Below are 17316 nucleotides of genomic sequence, written 5' to 3' on the forward strand. Positions count from 1 at the left end.
TACTTCCCAAACTCTTGCTTTCGCCGCCGTGACCATGCCTTCTTGTGGAAAATGGCTAACGCTGATCGGCATTGGCGAAGACGGCATAGATGCCCTTTCTCCTGCCGCGCGGCGGCTGCTCGCGCAAGCCCAATTGGTAATTGGAGGTGCCCGTCACATCGCGCTTGCCGGTCCTATTTCCAGTGAAACGATGACTTGGCCTTCCCCAATTGTCGCAGCGATACCTCAAATTCTGGCGCGGCGCGGCTCGCCGGTCTGCGTCCTCGCCTCAGGTGATCCATTTTTTTATGGCGTCGGCACCTTGCTTAGCGCTCATATCGGCGAAGATGAAATGCAATGCTTGCCGGCGCCATCGGCATTCAGCCTCGCAGCGGCCAGGCTCAATTGGAGCTTGCAAGATTGCCGCCTTATCTCCCTGCATGGGCGAGAATTCGAGCGGATCATTCCGGTGTTGCAGCCCAGTGCGAAAATCCTTTGTTTGTCATGGGACGCGACGACGCCGTCGCGCCTGGCAACACTTCTCACCGGGCGAGGCCTTGGCCAATCGCGGATCGCCGTGATGGAAGCAATGGGTGGCCCGAAGGAACGGATACGGGTGGCCACGGCCGGAACATTCAACTTAGAATCAATAGATCCGCTCAATCTAGCCGCGATCGAAATCACCGCCTCGGTGGACTCCCGAATTCTTCCCGTTGCAACCGGACTTGCCGATGGCTGGTTCGAATCCGATGGCCAGCTGACCAAGCGGGAAGTTCGCGCGATTTCGCTTTCATCGCTGGCACCACGGCGCGGCGAACTCTTGTGGGATGTCGGTGCGGGGTCAGGATCGATCGCAATCGAATGGCTGCTGTGCGACCCGGCAAACCAAGCGATCGCGATCGAGGCGCGGACCGATCGCGCCGGCCGCATCTCGCGCAATGCTTCGAACCTTGGCGTGCCGCATCTTAAGATCATCACGGGCAGAGCGCCGGAGGCCTTAGCGAACCTGCCGCAGCCTCAGGCGGTTTTCATCGGCGGCGGGGCAAGCGACCCGCATCTCCTCGACACGGCCTACGCGGCCCTGCCCCCTGGCGGCAGGCTTGTCGTGAACGCGGTCACCCTTGAAACAGAAGGGGAGCTTATCCGCCGGGTCGCGGCGCATGGTGGCGAGCTTCTGCGCATCGAGATTGCCCGCGCCGAACCGCTCGGCTCTTTTCACGGCTGGCGTCCTGCTTTGCCGGTGACGCAATGGTCGCTGACGAAGCGGTGAGGCCTGTCACATCGTCGGCGAAGCCGCTCGCGGCGCGGCGAATGCGGCCCGCAATTGCTCGATCTGATGCTCGACTGGGCTTGCCGGCGCAATGCTATTGCCGCGTGGATCGCGCGACTTATAGATCAGGAGATCGAGATGGATGATGCGTGCCTGAAGGCGAAGAGATAGTCCGATGAGATCGCGCAGACGCGACGGCAACCTAGCGAGAACATCCTTATTCGAGACAGCGTCCTGTTCGGACAGACGAATCCTACGCTTTTCGGCGGCGGCCTCGACGCGGGTGAGTTCGCCTTCATTGACGGCGCGCTGGAGCAGCAGCCAGGATGCGGCTTGCATGAGTCTTGTCGTCAGACGCATGCTTTCCACCGCATAAGCGACCGCCGCCGGGCGCGGCAGGAGTTTCGCCTCCTCGCGGCCGTCCCCGTCGAGATAGACCGCGGCCCGGCTCACCAAATCCATTCCCTCCTGGAAAAGCGCCAGGAATTGCTCGGACGCCGCCAGCTTCTCGCCGAAGGAGACCGTCGTACTCTCTTTTAAAAGCGGCGTCTGACCCATAATATGCCCATACTTTTGTAAAGGACCAACTGAAAATGATCCTGCCGGGACGCGGACCACGCGAGCGGCCCTATTTGTTGGGATCATAGGCCAAATCGCGGGCAAGCGGGGGTTCACATTTAATTAGGATTAACGCGGAAGTTGAAGTGTTGTAAGGAATCCCGATGTTGCACTCTGACTCACGCTGAAGAAACGTCAGCAACGGTCAACGAATGATGACGGCGGCTATGAACATTCGAGACCATAATCCCCTCTTTGCGGAAACGTCCCGCCCAGTACCGGATGAAAGAAGCACTGCAACGCTCCGGCTTACTATGATTGGCGGCATTGTTGGGGCGTTCGCGTCCTCGGCGTGTTGCATCGCACCCTTGGCGCTGTTCAGCCTCGGCGTCAGCGGCGCATGGATTGGCAACCTCACGGCGCTCGCCCCCTATCAGCCCTATTTCATTGCGGCGACGCTTGTCTGTCTTGGCTATGGCTATTGGCTGGTGTACCGCCGCAAAAACCTCGCTTGCGCGGATGGCACCGCCTGCGCCCGTCCACTGCCCACCCATATCGTCATAGCTGGTCTCGTCCTGGCGACGCTTCTCGTTGGCGGCGCGATTGGCTTGGACCTGCTAGGACCCTATTTCTTTAGCCCATGATCTTCCATTTTAGCCTTGAAAGGACGCCTATGAGCAAACTGCTTTCGACCGCCGCCTTTGCAATAGGCGTTCTTGCGTCACCGTCTGCTTTCGCCGCCGAAAAAACCGTCACACTGGCGGTTCAGCATATGACCTGCGCCGCGTGCCCTCGCACGGTGAAAGCGAGCCTGCAGGCCGTGCCGGGCGTGACTAGCGTCGTCGTGTCCGCCACGGAGAAGACTGCCATCGTGACCTTCGACGATAACAAGGCGGAGGTGGATGCGCTCGTGAAGGCAACGACGAACGCCGGCTATCCGTCCTCCCCCAAAAGTTGAGCAGAACTCCAATGTTTGCCGATCCGGGCGCACCATGATCCTTGAATCCGTCATCACCTGTCCGTATTGCGCCGCCGCGAAATCGGAGTCCATGCCGGCCAATGCTTGCCAGATTTTCTATACGTGCAACGGCTGCGGTGCAGTTCTACGGCCAAAGCCGGGCGATTGTTGTGTGTTCTGCTCCTACGGCTCGGTTCCATGCCCGCCGATTCAGGCCACGCGTTCGGGTGAAATGGGTGCTGCCTCCTGCTGCGCCGGATGACGGAGGATGCTTCGCGCCGGCACCAGCCCTCTTGCTGGACGAAACCGCCGCGACTATTTGATGCTCCAGGGAGTGAGACCGGATGGACGATCCGCACGAATGCGTAGCATCCGCTTCGGACACATCGGCAGTCCTGGGACCGGAGCAAGCGCTCGAAAAAATCGTCGTCAAATCGGCGCTAGCGACTATGGGGACGCCGGAATATTTCACCCGCTTCGACGCCCTTGCGCCAGACAAGCGCGGGCAACGCAAAGTGATGATGGGCGATGACCCGGCTCTTTCCAAAATGCCTGCCGCGCCAACGCTTCTTGACTTCTTCAAATTGAGGTTTGACCCCGCCGCTGCCAGCCATCTTCTGCAGAGCGCCAATCTCGCACTCAGGGCGGGCGTTGAGGAGAAAGGCGTGCTTGCCTGTTTGCTGCACGACATCGCGATGGTCGGCCTCATCGGTGGCGACCATGGCTACTGGGGAGCGCAACTCATTGCGCCTTACGTCGACGAGGAGGTTGCTTTTGCGGTGCGTTATCACCAAGCCTTGCGGTTCTTCCCCGATCCCGCCGCCGGCTATGAATATCCGCAAGCCTATATCGACATTTTCGGCAAGGACTATAAACCCGAACCTTATATTCGCGCCGACTATGAATATGCGCGCAAACACAAATGGTACGGCATGGCGCGGATGATCACGCTCAACGATCTCTACGCGTTCGATCCCAACACCACGGTCGATCTGGAGACGTTCACCGACATCGTCGGCCGCCACTTTCGTCAGCCCAAGGAGGGCCTCGGCTTCGACAACTCCTCCGTCGCCCATATGTGGCGAACGATGATCTGGCCCAGAAATTTCCTATAAATCTCGGACATACAAAGTTACATCCCCGCCCTTCCGGGAACCCGCATAACTGTGCTGAGCTGAAGGTTAACTGGACCGGAAGACACTTGTTGCGCAAATGTCATCCGGCCAAACACAATCGGCGGCGAAAATCGGGGGACGATTACGCCGGCTTTTTTGGGACAGCCGACTTTTGCTGTTTTCCGCCGTAATACCAAATACCAAATACTCCACCGCCGAGACCCACCAGAATCAACCCGTAGAGAACCAGGCTTTTGCCTACCTGTTGACCAACCGAAAATGGGAATTGCGAGACAAATTTCTGGCCGTGGTCGTTTTCTACTGTCACAATGCCGATGAATTTCCCGTTCTCTGGGAAGGTATGCTCGAAGGTCAGCGTGCCCGTCGGATATTTCTTTGCCGGTAAATAGGCGATGCTCACGGCATCTAGCGCGGCTTTGTTCGCCAGCTCCGCATCCGACAAGAACGGTAGCCCATTCATCTGCGTATGGCTTCCATCATCCTTGATGAGCCGGATTTCAGTGAGCATGTTGCGAAGCTCGGTTTCTTGCATGTCGAGCGCGACAACCGTTTGCCCCATATTGGGGACGTCGTCACAAAATTCTTCCCGGGAATTTTGCGGCTGGTATCCGGTGAAGAACATGATATCCGGGCCAATTCGTAACACACATCTATTGTCCTGCATGCCGACGCCGCCATGCGCATAAGCGCCCGACGTGAGCAGAACTGTAGCAAGGAACCACGCGGCTAATCGTATGATCATGATGTATGAGTCCTCCCAGAATTATTGCGCCTGCTGGCGTTTCTGCTCCAACAGATTAACTTATATAGTGTTTGTTTCCTCTTAAAGACTGTTCGAGGAACTGTCTTAAGATAGGTTAGCCCCTCCGAATTGCTCACCTCGGGCGCCTCCTTCTTCTAGGCACCGTCAGCCTTTATACAACAGTGCCATCGTCTTTCCAAAAGCGCGTAGCATTGAGTTAAATCAAAACTCTCTCACAATCACGTGAGTGCCTTCCGCGGCTGACTTTAGCTATCCATCTTCAGCGCCGCGATAAACGCTTCCTGCGGAATCTCGACCTTACCGAACTGCCGCATCTTCTTCTTGCCTGCCTTCTGCTTTTCCAGCAGCTTGCGTTTGCGAGTAACGTCGCCGCCATAGCATTTCGCGGTCACGTCCTTACGTAGCGCCCGCACTGTCTCGCGGGCGATGATCTTGCCGCCGATCGCCGCTTGAATCGGAATCTGAAACATATGCTGGGGGATCAGTTCTTTCAGCTTCTCGACCATCACGCGGCCGCGCGCCTCGGCACGGTCGCGATGCACCAGCATGGAGAGCGCGTCGACTGGCTCCGCATTGACGAGGATGGACATTCTCACGAGATCGCCTGGACGGTAGCCGGTGATCGTATAATCGAAACTTGCATAGCCCTTCGAGATCGACTTCAGCCGATCGTAAAAATCGAACACGACTTCATTGAGCGGCAAATCATAGGCAACCATGGCCCTCTTGCCTACATAGTTCAAATCCGCCTGCACACCGCGTCGATCCTGGCAGAGTTTGAGCACCGCCCCAAGATAATCATCCGGCGTCAAAATCGTTGCACGGATCCAAGGCTCCTCGATTTCCGCGATTTTCGTAGGGTCGGGCAAATCCGCTGGATTATGGAGTTCAACCGTCGTGCCGTCCCGCTGGACGATCCGGTAAACGACCGAAGGCGCCGTCGCAATGAGATCGAGATTGAACTCCCGCTCTAGACGTTCCTGAATAATTTCAAGATGCAGAAGGCCCAAAAATCCACAGCGGAAGCCAAAGCCGAGCGCCGCCGAACTCTCCATCTCATACGAAAAGCTCGCGTCGTTCAGCCGTAACCGCCCCATAGCAGCGCGAAGATCATTGAAATCGGCAGCATCAACGGGGAATAGGCCACAAAAGACCACGGGCTGTGCAGGTTTGAATCCAGGCAACGCTTCGACGCAAGGATGGCGTGCATCGGTGATCGTATCGCCGACCCTGGTATCGGCGACGTCTTTTATTTGCGCGGTGATAAAGCCGACTTCGCCGGGGCCGAGTTCCGCCAAATCTTGCATTCTCGGCCGGAACACGCCAATTTTATCCACCTCATAATGGGCATCGGTGCCCATCATCTCGATTTTCTGGCCCTTCCGCAGCGTTCCGTCGATAACGCGCACGAGCACGACAACGCCCAAATAGGCGTCGTACCAGCTATCGACCAAGAGTGCTTTCAAGGGCGCCGTTTCATCGCCTTTCGGTGGTGGCAGGCGGGTGACAATCGCCTCGAGGACTTTATCGATCCCGAGCCCCGTCTTCGCCGATATGAGCACCGCCTGCGAAGCATCGAGGCCAATGACATCCTCGATCTGTTGCTTGATACGCTCCGGTTCGGCGGCGGGCAGATCGATTTTGTTCAAGACAGGTACAATCTCATGGCCCGCATCGAGCGCATGATAAACATTGGCAAGCGTCTGCGCCTCGACCCCTTGGCTTGCATCCACAACCAGTAGCGAGCCTTCACAGGCGGCCAGCGAGCGCGAAACCTCATAGGCGAAATCAACGTGACCGGGCGTATCCATCAGGTTCAACACATAGATTTTGCCGTCCTGCGCCCGATATTCAAGGCGCACCGTCTGCGCCTTGATGGTAATGCCGCGCTCGCGCTCGATATCCATCGAATCGAGCATCTGGTCGACCATATCCCGCGCGGCGACCGTGCCGGTCGCCTGGATCAACCGGTCGGCGAGCGTGGATTTGCCGTGGTCGATGTGGGCGACAATGGAAAAATTGCGGATGTTTTCTAGCGAATGGGATGTCATTGCGCCGCAATAGCAGGCGCTGGCCGCGAAGGGAAGGCAAACCACTCGGAGAACGGGGCAGTGACTGTCTTTAAGAGAATTCCGTAGGACGGGTCAGCTGTAATGCCGGGGTGCTTTGAAAAATGCCGCCGCAATACCGCCTGCTTTCAAAGATTTCCCATAGAATGATAATCCAATAGCTTTTTGATACGAACGAGGAGGCCGTCCCGCACGTCGCGGTAGGCGTCGAGCACCCGCTCCCGCGACCCTTCAACGGCGGTTGGATCCAGCGTCGGCCAATAAACAACATCCGTGGCGAGCGTACGGGTGAATTCCAATGCCTTATGATGCGCCTCTGGCGAGAGAGTCACAATGACGTCGAAAGACGCATCTTCAAGATCCTCGAAGGTATGGGAACGATGTTTTGTCATGTCGATTCCCAATTCATCCATAGCCGCAATGGCAAAGCCATCGGATTGACCGCGCTTGACGCCCGCCGAGGCGAAATAGATCTCCTTCCCGAAAAAATGTTTGCCAAGAGCTTCCGCCATCGGCGAGCGAACAATGTTCCGCGTGCAGGCGAACAGCACGGATTGCGGGCGGTTTTTGACAGCGGCTTTCATTTCGGTGGTGTCCCGGCGTTTCGCGCCGCCGGCATCCTCGCTCAGCCTTTCCAATGCAACGCGACTACGAGCGTAAAGATACGCCGCGCCGTGTCGTGGTCGCAGTCGACCTTGCCCTTCAAGCGTTCAAGGAGAAGTTCCGCTGCCTCATTGTGGATCGCTCGCCGGCCCATATCGATCGCTTCGATTTGGCTCGGCATCGCGGTACGGATCGCCGCATAATAGCTTTCGCAAATCATAAAATAGTCCTTGAGAAGACCACGGAACGGAGTCAGCGAAAGGATATGCGCAACAACCGGCGCACCGCTTTCGTCCGTAATTTCCAAAACCAGCTTGGCGTCCTGCAAAGCGATTTTTAGGCCGTAAGGACCGGCGTCACGTCCCGGCAATGCAAAACTGTTTTCATCGATCAGATCGTAGATCGCGATCTGACGCTCGTGCTCCTGGTCTGCCGCGCCACGATTGATAGAGGCCTCGTCGAGGCTCACCGAAACAAGGCGGTTGCGTTCCTGATTATCCCGGCTCATGGCGCCCGGTGATAGGTTCGCAGCGCCACGGACCGCGCATGCGCATCCAAACCTTCGGCCTCGCCGAGCGTGATCGCGGCGGGTCCAAGTGTTTCGAGACTGTCCGGTCCGCATTTCAAAATCGAGGTTCTTTTCAGAAAATCGAGAACGCTGAGACCCGAGGAAAACCGCGCCGAACGCGCGGTCGGCAGCACATGGTTCGACCCGCCCACATAATCGCCAATAGCTTCAGGCGTATGTGCCCCAAGAAAAATTGCGCCGGCATTTTGGATCTGGTCACCGAGCGCGTCGGGATCGGCGGTCATGATTTCGAGATGTTCCGGCGCGAGCCGGTCGGCGAGCACAATGCTTTCTTTGAGATCGGCAACAAGGATGATCGCGCCAAAATCCCGCCAGCTCGCCGCCGCGATTTTTTGCCGGGGAAGCCCGCTCAATTGCCGCTCGACCGCCATCTCGACGGCGCTGGCGAGAGCTGCATCATCTGTTATCAAAATTGACTGCGCCGCCGCGTCATGCTCGGCCTGCGCGAGGAGATCGGCAGCGATCCATTCGGGATTGTTGTCCTTGCTGGCAATGATCAGCACTTCGGAAGGTCCGGCGATCATGTCGATGCCGACGGTCCCAAAAACCCTCCGCTTGGCCGCCGCCACATAGGCATTGCCTGGACCCACGATCTTGGCAACCGGGGCGATCGTCTTGGTGCCATAAGCCAGCGCGGCGACCGCTTGGGCTCCCCCGACACGGTAAACCTCATCGACGCCAGCGAGCTTGGCCGCCGCCAAAACGAGCGGATTGATCCGCCCTTCCGGCGCCGGTACGGTCATGACGAGGCGTTTTACGCCGGCGACCTTGGCGGGCGCAGCATTCATCAAAACCGAGGACGGATAGCTCGCGGTGCCGCCTGGGACGTAGAGCCCAACGGACTCGATAGGACGCCAGCGCCAGCCGAGTTCGACGCCAACTTCGTCGGTAAACCGCAGATCTTCCGGCAGTTGCCGCTTATGAAAGGAGATAATCCGGCCATGCGCTAAGCGCAGCGCATCGAGCGCTTCCGCCGGACAGGCCTCGAAAGCTGCGTCGATCTCACAGCGATCCACCCGCAAACCGAGCTTTTCCAGATCAACAAAATCGAATTTCTTCGAATAGGCAATGAGCGCGGCGTCACCCCGCGCGATGACCTCCGCGATGATCGCGGCAGCCGCCTGATCGACATCCTCCGCGGCTTCCCGTTTCATCGCTAGAAGCGCATGAAAGGCGGCGGCAAAATCCGGGCGCCGCGTATCGAGACGCAAGGGCATAGGACAACCTCCTTGACACGCCCGCCACTCTCATGCGGCGCTTGTGAAACCACTCCGATAAGCCGGGTCATCGCGCGTCAAGCATTTGCCGGACCCTTCCAGGCCCAGATCAATTGCGCATTCCCCGCACTACAGCAACTTATCGATTTCCTTTGCGAGCTGGTCCGGCGCCACCGAAGGTGCGAAACGCTCGGTTACCGTGCCCTCTCGATCGACCAGGAATTTGGTAAAATTCCATTTGATCGCCTCGGTTCCCAGCACCCCCTTCGCCTCGCCCTTGATAAAGCGGTACAGCGGATGGACGTCAGCGCCATTGACGTCGATCTTGCCGAACATGGGAAACGTCACATCATAAGTGAGCGAACAAAATCGTGCGATATCGGCCGCATCACCAGGTTCTTGACCACCAAACTGATTGCATGGGAAACCCAAGACGACGAAACCTTGCGATTGATATTTGCGATAGAGCGCCTCTAGCCCCTCATATTGCGGCGTAAAGCCGCATTTGCTCGCCGTGTTCACCACGAGCAACACTTTTCCCGAAAAATCGGCCAGAGACTTGTTGCTCCCGTCGAGGAGACTGGCGGTAAAATCATAAACGGTGCTCATCGTCGCCTCCGCGCCGCGTCATGCCCTCGAGAAACCAATTCGGCAAGGATCGATTTCCGAAGCAGGCCGGCATTGTCCCTGGGTGCTTACCCCCGCTCCGCCGGTTCGCTGCGCGTCGGCGTCGGAAGCCTTGGCGGATTGCCGAGACGGCGATCGAGATAAAGCCCGATCTCTTCGTTCAAAGGCTCGATGCAGTTCTCGAAAAAATGGTTGGCCCCTGGGATGACGGCGTGCTCGATTGAAATGCCCTTCTGGGTCTTGAGCTTTTCGATAAGACCGGTGACTTCCTTCAAGGGGGCGACGCGATCCTGGTCCCCATGCACGAAGAGCCCGGAAGAGGGACAAGGCGCAAGAAATGAAAAGTCGAAGCGGTTGGCCGGCGGAGCAATCGCCACGAACCCTTCAATTTCCGGCCGCCGCATCAAAAGCTGCATGCCGATCCAAGCGCCAAACGAAATTCCCGCGATCCAGCAGGAACGAGCTTCGGGATTGATCGACTGCGCCCAATCGAGGGCCGCCGCAGCGTCCGATAGTTCACCTTGGCCGTGATCGAAACCGCCTTGTGACCGTCCAACACCGCGAAAATTGAACCGCAGCACGGAAAACCCACGCTCAGCGAAAGTATAATAGAGATTGTAGACGATTTGATTGTTCATCGTCCCGCCGAACTGCGGGTGCGGGTGAAGGATGATCGCCAACGGCGCCCCCCGCACGGGAGAGGGTTGAAACCGGCCCTCAATGCGGCCGGAAGGACCATTGAACATCACCTCGGGCATTCGTACTCCACTGTGACTGAACGGCTGCCAGGCAGCCGAAATGGCGGAAGCGGATATCGATCCGCGATTGGAGAAGGCAGCGCGTCAAAGTGTAGACGTGCTCTCAATTAGTTGGTTCCTCGTGTGAACTTATCCAAATTGCCCGCAACTCATTTTTTTAAATGGCCGATATCTCACGGTGTCAAACCTATGATTGCCACGAGGAACTTGACTTGCGTGCCAAGCGGGACCTAAGTCAAAAAAGCACCCGGTGCGAGGAACACGAGCGGTGGGCAGCTCGCGAAAACCGGCATTCTGGGAAACCATCGGGCCTTCTAGCACGTATCCCCCGCCGGAATGCAAGCGCTTTCGGAATGCTGGGGAGCCTTGGCTTTGAGGCCCGCCCGGCCGCTTAATTTCAAAAGGTTATGGAGTTCTCGTGTCGCGCGCTCGCGTCTACCTCGACTATAACGCCACGGCGCCACTACATCCGGCGGCGCGCGCGGCCATGGGCGCGGCCTTCGACCTTTGTGGAAACGCCTCGTCCGTACATGCCGAGGGGCGGGCAGCGCGGGCTTTGATCGAAGCCGCCCGCGCCGAAGTGGCGGCTTACGCGGGAACTGCGCCCAAAAATATCGTTTTCACATCTGGTGGAACCGAAGCGCTCAATCTGGCGCTCACGCCACACGTTGAAACGTCCAGCGATAAGGCAAAACCATTCGATTTGCTCCTGACGGGGGCCGGAGAACACCTAGCGGTGCTTGCGGGGCACCGTTTCGCGCCTAGCCAACTTGAACGTGTCAGTTTAACACCCGAGGGCGAACTCAACCTCGAGGCGCTCGGCGAGGCGCTGGAACGTGCCCGCTTGGCAGGGAGACGGGTGATGTTCGCCCTGCAAGCGGCCAATAACGAGACCGGCGTCATTCAGCCGGTCACCGTGGCAGCGGACATGGTCCATGCAGCGGGCGGACTTGTCATCTGCGACGCGGTCCAGGCGGCAGGTAGAATCGCTTGCGATCTCGGCAGTTTGAAAGCGGACGCGGTCGTCTTTTCGGCGCATAAATTTGGTGGCCCGAAGGGCGCAGGGGCGCTTTGTTTTGGCCCGGATGGCTACCATATAAAAGACCTGCTCCTGCGCGGCGGCGGTCAGGAGCGGGGGCTGCGTGCGGGAACCGAAAATATCCCCGCGATTGCCGGAATGGGCGCGGTTCTCGCGGCGACAAAGGCGCGGATAGCCGAGCAAGCTACAGCATTGGCGCTCTTGCGGGACGAAATGGAGACGAGAATCGCGCATGCCTTGCCAAATGTTGTGTTTTACGGCGCCAGCGCGAAACGGCTACCCAATACCTCCTGCTTCGCGCTGCCCACGCTCGAAGCGCAAGTCTTGCTTATCGCTTTGGATATGGAGGGTTTTGCGGTATCATCGGGGTCAGCTTGTTCGTCGGGGAAGGTCAAACGGTCACATGTCCTGAGCGCGATGGGCGTTGATCCTGATCTGGCGATGGGCGCCATCAGGGTCAGTCTGGGGTGGGAGTCGCGGCCGGAGGATTGCGTTTCCTTCGTCGAGGCGCTGGCCAAGACGGTGCGAAGGATCGAGGCAAGGCGGGATAGACCGGCAGCGTAATAGCAAGGCCATTCCCCTTTCCGGTACATAGAGCAAAGTACGGGACAAGGCACCCTTGGAAATTAAGCAACGCTATGAGATAGGTTACAATATAATACAAGAAGGTACCTGAACCAGCGGTCCTTGAAACCGCCAAGGTTAGGAGAATGGCATGGCTGCGGTCCAAGAGACCGTCGATCGCGTGAAAGCGATCGACGTGAGCGAATACAAATATGGATATTCTTTCGATATTGAGTCCGACAAGGCGCCAAAGGGCCTCAGCGAAGAAACCGTCCACTTCATTTCCGCGAAAAAGAACGAGCCGGCCTGGCTGACGGAATGGCGGCTGGGCGCTTACCGGCGCTGGTTGACGATGGCTGAACCGCACTGGGCGCGGGTCGAGTTTCCAAAGATCGATTACCAGGACATTTACTATTATTCGGCGCCCAAGACGGCGGCCGGCCCGAAGTCCCTCGACGAGGTGGATCCCGAGCTTCTCAAAGTTTATGCGAAGCTTGGAATTCCCTTGCGCGAACAAGAAGCCCTCGCCGGGATAAGTCCGGAACGCCGGATCGCCGTCGATGCGGTGTTCGATTCCGTCTCAGTGGTCACGACCTTCAAGGAAGAACTCGCCAAGGCCGGAGTGATCTTCTGTCCCATTTCGGAAGCTGTGCATTCGCATCCCGAACTTGTGCAAAAATATCTCGGATCGGTTGTGCCAACAACGGACAATTACTATGCGACGCTGAACAGCGCCGTATTTTCCGACGGCTCATTCGTCTATGTCCCACCGGGCGTCCGCTGCCCAATGGAACTTTCGACCTATTTCCGGATCAACGAACAAAACAGCGGGCAGTTTGAACGTACGCTCATCATCGCCGACAAGGGCAGTTATGTGTCCTATCTCGAAGGCTGCACGGCGCCCAAGCGTGACGAAAATCAACTGCACGCGGCCGTCGTCGAACTCATTGCGCTTGACGATGCCGAGATCAAATACTCGACCGTGCAGAACTGGTATCCCGGCGATGCCGAAGGTAAGGGCGGCATTTACAATTTCGTCACCAAACGCGGCGATTGCCGTGGCGCCAATTCCAAGATTTCCTGGACGCAGGTGGAGACAGGATCGGCGATCACCTGGAAATATCCATCTTGCATTCTGCGGGGGGATAATTCGCGGGGCGAATTCTATTCGATCGCCATTTCCAATGGCCGGCAGCAGGTCGATTCCGGCACTAAGATGATCCATCTCGGCAAGAACACAACGAGCCGTGTCATCTCGAAGGGAATTTCCGCGGGCCGCTCGCAAAACACCTATCGCGGGCTCATCTCCGCCCATCGGAAGGCAACCGGCGCACGCAATTTCACCAATTGTGATTCGCTTCTGATCGGCAATTCCTGCGGTGCCCACACCGTGCCTTACATCGAATCGAAAAATCCCAGCGCGCAATTCGAACATGAGGCGACAACCTCGAAAATCTCCGAGGACCAGCTGTTCTATTGCATGCAGCGCGGGCTTTCGGGTGAGGAAGCGACGGCTCTGATCGTCAATGGCTTTGTTCGCGATGTCCTGCAACAGCTGCCGATGGAATTCGCGGTGGAAGCACAGAAATTGATCGCCATTTCGTTAGAAGGAAGCGTCGGCTGATCGCCCATGCAAGGTGATTCTGCCGGGCCATCGCACCCGTCTCGAAACCTCGAAGAGCTGGACTGGCAGCGTCGCGGAGATGGATCGCGGACAGGCCAAATTTCTTAGGGTCCGACATCGTTAACTGAGGATGAACCAACCGTGCTGGAAGTAAAAAACCTCAGCGTTTCTATCAATGGGCGCATAATCCTTGATGATCTCAGTCTTGTTGTCCGAGATGGGGAAATTGCCGCGCTGATGGGACCAAATGGGAGCGGCAAATCGACGTTGTCCTATGTCCTGGCCGGCCGCAAGGATTACACCGTCGAGACGGGCGACATTTTGCTGAATGGCGAAAGCCTCTTAGACCTCGAGCCGGATATCCGCGCCGCCAAAGGTTTATTCCTCGCCTTCCAGTATCCTATCGAAATTCCCGGTGTCGCGACGCTGACGTTTCTCAAGGCGGCGTTGAATGCGCAACGCAGAGGCCGCGGGCAAGATGAGCTTTCCACACCGGATTTCATGAAAAAGGTCAGGGTATCGGCGAGTAAGCTACAAATCAGCCAGGACATGCTAAAGCGCGCGCTCAATGTCGGTTTTTCCGGGGGCGAAAAAAAGCGCATGGATATTCTCCAAATGGCGCTGCTTGAGCCGTCATTCGCCATTCTCGACGAAACCGATTCCGGCCTCGACATCGATGCCTTGCGCGTGGTCGCCGATGGCGTCAATGCGCTGCGCACGATCAACCGCGGTTTTCTTGTCATCACCCATTATCAGCGGCTACTCGACTATGTCGTACCGGACACCGTGCATGTGATGGCGCAAGGCCGGATCATGCGCAGCGGCGGCAAGGAACTCGCGCTTGAGCTCGAGAAGAGCGGTTATCGCGATTACAACGTTGAGCCGGTGGTTGCCTAGAAGGTCAGGGTTCGCATGAGCGCCGAAATTATCCCCGCGAGAACGCCAGCCGAGGTTTTCCTGGCCAGCGCGTTCGAACGTTCCAAGGCCACGCTGCCCGGCAACGCCAAGGTGGCGAAATGGCGCGAAGATACGTTTCGACGCTTTTATGCGGCGGGACTGCCGCACCGGCGTATAGAGGCCTGGCACTATACCGATTTGCGGTCGCTGATGCGCGAAGCTCTGCCAGTCGCCACGCCGCCGGATGAAACGGCCATCGCCGCGCTACGCGAAACCTTTGCGGCGGATGCTCCGGCGCTGCGTCTGGTTCTGGTTGACGGATTTTTCGCCGGCGGATTGTCCACCCCGATGCCAGATGGAATAAGGGTTGCTTCCCTTGCGTCCGTGTTGTCAGAGGGGCGACTCGAACTGATCGCGCTGTTGGCTTCGCAAGATCTCGGCGGCGAGGATCCCATCGTCGCCTTGAACGCGGCTCTGATGCAGGATGGCATCATTATCGAGGTGGCGGACGGAACGCAGGTCGCCGAGCCTATCCATCTTATTCATGTGACGGCTTCGCCGACAGCCGCGGCGCATTTCTCCCGCTCGGCCGTGATCGTCGGAGCGGGCGCCGCGATCCGTCTCGCGGAATCATGCCATTCAGCGAGCCCTGTTGCTAAAGCCTGTGCCAGTCAAGTCAACGCCTGCCTGACCGTATCGGTCGGCGATAATGCGCGACTCGCGCATACCGCGATGGTAACCGGACACTCCCCGCATGGAGTGCGGCTCGAAACCATGCTGGCGCGAGTCGGCCAAAGAGCAAAATTCGACAGCTTCGCCCTTGTGTCCGGCATTGGTCTCGTCCGCCGCCAGACGTTCCTGCGTTTCGAAGGCGCCGGTGCCGAAGCCTCGTTTGGGGGCGCATCCCTGCTCGGCGGCCGTGAACATGCCGACACAACCTTGCTCGTCGAGCACATGGCGCCCGCCTGCCGGAGCCGTGAGACCTACAAATATATTCTCGACGAGGAGGCAACTGGCATCTTTCAGGGCAAGATTCACGTCGCGCCGAAGGCACAAAAAACCGACGGCAAGATGCTTTCAAGAGCCGTGCTTTTGTCGGACATGGCCGCCATGAACAACAAGCCGGAACTAGAAATCTTTGCCGATGACGTTGTCTGCGGCCACGGCGCCACATGCGGCGGTCTGGACGCTGATCAATTGTTCTACCTGCAAACGAGAGGCTTGCCTCTTCCCGAGGCTGAAGCGCTGCTTTTGGAAGCCTTCGCGGGAGAATTGATCGATGGCATCGGCGATGATGGATTGATCCATGAGTTCCGCGGCCAGCTTCGAATCTGGCTTGCTGCCCGGCGTCATGCAGCGAAAGCGGCTAATGACCAGATGGAGCGCGCATGAACAAACATATGGGCATGGACGCGCCGCTCGATGTCGCTCGCCTGCGCGAGGATTTTCCAATACTTTCCACGACGGTTCATGGCAAACCGCTGGTTTATCTCGACAATGCCGCGTCGGCGCAAAAGCCACGGGAAGTCGTCGACCGGATGGTTCACGCGACCTACCACGAATACGCCAATGTGCATCGCGGCTTGCATCATCTCGCCAATGCCGCGACGGAAGCCTATGAGACAGCGCGGGAAAGCGTGCGGACCTTTCTCAACGCCGGCTCCGTGAATGAAATCATTTTCACGAAATCGGCGACCGAGGCGATCAATCTGGTCGCGGCCTCCTTTGGCGAAGCCTTCATCAAAGAGGGCGACGAGATCGTCTTGTCCATCATGGAACACCACGCCAATATCGTGCCTTGGCATTTTTTACGGGAGCGCAAGGGCGCCGTCCTAAAATGGGTGAACGTCGATGACGATGGAAATTTTCTCCTCGACCAGTTCAAACAGGCGTTGACCGCCAGGACCAAGATCGTCGCCTTAACCCATATGTCAAATGTGCTCGGCACCGTGACCCCAGTCAAGAAAATCGCCGGAATTGCGCATGCGCGCGGTATTCCCGTCTTGATCGATGGTTCGCAAGGCGCCGTCCATCTCGACGTTGACGTGGTTGACCTCGACGTCGATTTTTATTGCATCACCGGCCATAAACTCTATGGGCCGACCGGCGTCGGCGCGCTCTACGGAAAGGCGGAGTGGCTGGCGAAAATGCCTCCCTTCCTCGGCGGCGGCGAGATGATCGAGGAAGTCACCACGGATCGCGTGACTTATAATGAACCGCCACATCGGTTCGAAGCTGGCACCCCGCCCATCGTGCAAGCGATTGGGCTCGGCGCGGCCGCAAACTACCTTCGGCGGATCGGCCGCGACCGCATTCATGCACATGAAATGGCTTTGAGCGACTATGCGCATGAACGTTTGTCGCGGATCAATTCGCTGCGCATTTTCGGCCGCGCGAAGAGCAAAGGCGCTATTATTTCGTTCGACATGAAGGGGGCCCATCCGCATGACATTGGCACGGTGCTTGACCGCAGAGGCATCGCCGTGCGCGCCGGAACCCATTGCGCCCAGCCTCTCCTGGCGCGTTTCGGCGTTACCGCGACCTGCCGGGCCTCCTTCGCGCTCTACAACACCTTCGAGGAAGTCGATAAGCTCGCCGATGCCCTGATCAAAGCTGAAAGCCTATTTGTGTGACAAAAGAGGAACCGGATATGGCGGAAGCCCAA

The 17316-nt window shown here is 57.9% G+C and carries 18 protein-coding genes; 10 read left to right on the plus strand and 8 right to left on the minus strand.

The window, feature by feature from the left end:
• Positions 1-34: 34 nt before the first annotated feature.
• Positions 35-1249: a precorrin-6y C5,15-methyltransferase (decarboxylating) subunit CbiE gene (cbiE, locus tag QEV83_RS04165; protein ID WP_280130961.1), complete on the plus strand. Its 1215-nt coding sequence runs from the start codon at positions 35-37 to the stop codon at positions 1247-1249.
• A gap of 6 nt (positions 1250-1255) precedes the next feature.
• Here the strand turns inward: cbiE and QEV83_RS04170 are convergent, their stop codons facing one another.
• Positions 1256-1807 (minus strand): DUF1465 family protein, encoded by a 552-nt coding sequence (locus QEV83_RS04170; RefSeq protein ID WP_280129997.1) that lies wholly within the window; start codon positions 1805-1807, stop codon positions 1256-1258.
• A gap of 227 nt (positions 1808-2034) precedes the next feature.
• Here QEV83_RS04170 and QEV83_RS04175 point away from each other — a divergent pair, with 227 nt between their 5' ends.
• From QEV83_RS04175 to QEV83_RS04190, 4 genes are all read left to right on the plus strand, one after another.
• A complete protein-coding gene (locus tag QEV83_RS04175) occupies positions 2035-2451 on the plus strand; it encodes a mercuric transporter MerT family protein (RefSeq protein ID WP_348273256.1) in 417 nt (138 codons plus the stop codon).
• A gap of 29 nt (positions 2452-2480) precedes the next feature.
• On the plus strand, positions 2481-2765 hold the full coding sequence (gene merP / locus QEV83_RS04180) for a mercury resistance system periplasmic binding protein MerP (RefSeq protein WP_280129998.1): 285 nt from the start codon (positions 2481-2483) through the stop codon (positions 2763-2765).
• Between the two features lie 34 nt (positions 2766-2799).
• Positions 2800-3027, plus strand: coding sequence for a GDCCVxC domain-containing (seleno)protein (locus QEV83_RS04185; protein ID WP_280129999.1), 228 nt, complete (start codon positions 2800-2802; stop codon positions 3025-3027).
• Between the two features lie 82 nt (positions 3028-3109).
• Positions 3110-3880: an HD domain-containing protein gene (locus tag QEV83_RS04190; protein WP_280130000.1), complete on the plus strand. Its 771-nt coding sequence runs from the start codon at positions 3110-3112 to the stop codon at positions 3878-3880.
• A gap of 142 nt (positions 3881-4022) precedes the next feature.
• On the opposite strand, the gene QEV83_RS04195 is transcribed toward QEV83_RS04190, so the two are convergent.
• From QEV83_RS04195 to QEV83_RS04225, 7 genes are all read right to left on the minus strand, one after another.
• A complete protein-coding gene (locus tag QEV83_RS04195) occupies positions 4023-4565 on the minus strand; it encodes a hypothetical protein (protein ID WP_280130001.1) in 543 nt (180 codons plus the stop codon).
• A 344-nt stretch (positions 4566-4909) separates the two neighbouring features.
• Positions 4910-6715 carry a translation elongation factor 4 gene (gene lepA / locus QEV83_RS04200; RefSeq protein WP_280130002.1) on the minus strand — a complete coding sequence of 602 codons (1806 nt, stop codon included), beginning with the start codon at positions 6713-6715 and terminating at the stop codon, positions 4910-4912.
• 146 nt (positions 6716-6861) lie between these two features.
• Positions 6862-7317 carry a low molecular weight phosphatase family protein gene (locus QEV83_RS04205; RefSeq protein ID WP_280130003.1) on the minus strand — a complete coding sequence of 152 codons (456 nt, stop codon included), beginning with the start codon at positions 7315-7317 and terminating at the stop codon, positions 6862-6864.
• Between the two features lie 41 nt (positions 7318-7358).
• Entirely contained in the window at positions 7359-7844 is a 486-nt protein-coding gene (locus QEV83_RS04210) for a UPF0262 family protein (protein ID WP_280130004.1), read from the minus strand.
• Complete coding sequence (hisD, locus tag QEV83_RS04215; RefSeq protein WP_280130005.1) at positions 7841-9142, minus strand: histidinol dehydrogenase; 1302 nt, start codon at positions 9140-9142, stop codon at positions 7841-7843. Before hisD ends, QEV83_RS04210 begins: the two co-directional genes overlap by 4 nt.
• A 129-nt stretch (positions 9143-9271) precedes the next feature.
• Positions 9272-9751 (minus strand): glutathione peroxidase, encoded by a 480-nt coding sequence (locus QEV83_RS04220; RefSeq protein ID WP_280130006.1) that lies wholly within the window; start codon positions 9749-9751, stop codon positions 9272-9274.
• 86 nt (positions 9752-9837) lie between these two features.
• Positions 9838-10527, minus strand: a complete 690-nt coding sequence (locus QEV83_RS04225) for an alpha/beta hydrolase (protein ID WP_280130007.1) — start codon at positions 10525-10527, stop codon at positions 9838-9840.
• A 418-nt stretch (positions 10528-10945) separates the two neighbouring features.
• On the opposite strand from QEV83_RS04225, the gene QEV83_RS04230 reads away from it, so the two are divergent.
• The 5 genes from QEV83_RS04230 to QEV83_RS04250 all read left to right on the plus strand — a co-directional run bounded on the left by QEV83_RS04230 (position 10946) and on the right by QEV83_RS04250 (position 17284).
• A complete protein-coding gene (locus QEV83_RS04230) occupies positions 10946-12130 on the plus strand; it encodes a cysteine desulfurase family protein (protein ID WP_280130008.1) in 1185 nt (394 codons plus the stop codon).
• Between the two features lie 151 nt (positions 12131-12281).
• On the plus strand, positions 12282-13754 hold the full coding sequence (sufB, locus tag QEV83_RS04235) for a Fe-S cluster assembly protein SufB (protein ID WP_280130009.1): 1473 nt from the start codon (positions 12282-12284) through the stop codon (positions 13752-13754).
• 141 nt (positions 13755-13895) lie between these two features.
• Positions 13896-14651 (plus strand): Fe-S cluster assembly ATPase SufC, encoded by a 756-nt coding sequence (gene sufC, locus QEV83_RS04240; RefSeq protein ID WP_280130010.1) that lies wholly within the window; start codon positions 13896-13898, stop codon positions 14649-14651.
• A gap of 15 nt (positions 14652-14666) precedes the next feature.
• The gene (gene sufD / locus QEV83_RS04245) at positions 14667-16043 is read left to right on the plus strand and encodes a Fe-S cluster assembly protein SufD (RefSeq protein ID WP_280130011.1); all 1377 of its coding nucleotides are present in this window, start codon (positions 14667-14669) and stop codon (positions 16041-16043) included.
• Positions 16040-17284 carry a cysteine desulfurase gene (locus QEV83_RS04250; protein ID WP_280130012.1) on the plus strand — a complete coding sequence of 415 codons (1245 nt, stop codon included), beginning with the start codon at positions 16040-16042 and terminating at the stop codon, positions 17282-17284. The genes sufD and QEV83_RS04250 overlap by 4 nt, the downstream gene beginning before the upstream one ends.
• Positions 17285-17316 lie beyond the last annotated feature (32 nt).

Origin of the sequence: Methylocapsa sp. D3K7, assembly GCF_029855125.1 — a bacterium.
Lineage (GTDB): Bacteria > Pseudomonadota > Alphaproteobacteria > Rhizobiales > Beijerinckiaceae > Methylocapsa.

Bases quoted from the DNA above. Each gene is read 5' to 3' on its own strand.
- cbiE (WP_280130961.1), top strand. From the start codon at position 35: ATGCCTTCTTGTGGAAAATGGCTAACGCTGATCGGCATTGGCGAAGAC.
- QEV83_RS04170 (WP_280129997.1), bottom strand. From the start codon at position 1,807: ATGGGTCAGACGCCGCTTTTAAAAGAGAGTACGACGGTCTCCTTCGGC.
- QEV83_RS04175 (WP_348273256.1), top strand. From the start codon at position 2,035: ATGAACATTCGAGACCATAATCCCCTCTTTGCGGAAACGTCCCGCCCA.
- merP (WP_280129998.1), top strand. From the start codon at position 2,481: ATGAGCAAACTGCTTTCGACCGCCGCCTTTGCAATAGGCGTTCTTGCG.
- QEV83_RS04185 (WP_280129999.1), top strand. From the start codon at position 2,800: ATGATCCTTGAATCCGTCATCACCTGTCCGTATTGCGCCGCCGCGAAA.
- QEV83_RS04190 (WP_280130000.1), top strand. From the start codon at position 3,110: ATGGACGATCCGCACGAATGCGTAGCATCCGCTTCGGACACATCGGCA.
- QEV83_RS04195 (WP_280130001.1), bottom strand. From the start codon at position 4,565: ATGCAGGACAATAGATGTGTGTTACGAATTGGCCCGGATATCATGTTC.
- lepA (WP_280130002.1), bottom strand. From the start codon at position 6,715: ATGACATCCCATTCGCTAGAAAACATCCGCAATTTTTCCATTGTCGCC.
- QEV83_RS04205 (WP_280130003.1), bottom strand. From the start codon at position 7,317: ATGAAAGCCGCTGTCAAAAACCGCCCGCAATCCGTGCTGTTCGCCTGC.
- QEV83_RS04210 (WP_280130004.1), bottom strand. From the start codon at position 7,844: ATGAGCCGGGATAATCAGGAACGCAACCGCCTTGTTTCGGTGAGCCTC.
- hisD (WP_280130005.1), bottom strand. From the start codon at position 9,142: ATGCCCTTGCGTCTCGATACGCGGCGCCCGGATTTTGCCGCCGCCTTT.
- QEV83_RS04220 (WP_280130006.1), bottom strand. From the start codon at position 9,751: ATGAGCACCGTTTATGATTTTACCGCCAGTCTCCTCGACGGGAGCAAC.
- QEV83_RS04225 (WP_280130007.1), bottom strand. From the start codon at position 10,527: ATGCCCGAGGTGATGTTCAATGGTCCTTCCGGCCGCATTGAGGGCCGG.
- sufB (WP_280130009.1), top strand. From the start codon at position 12,282: ATGGCTGCGGTCCAAGAGACCGTCGATCGCGTGAAAGCGATCGACGTG.
- sufD (WP_280130011.1), top strand. From the start codon at position 14,667: ATGAGCGCCGAAATTATCCCCGCGAGAACGCCAGCCGAGGTTTTCCTG.
- QEV83_RS04250 (WP_280130012.1), top strand. From the start codon at position 16,040: ATGAACAAACATATGGGCATGGACGCGCCGCTCGATGTCGCTCGCCTG.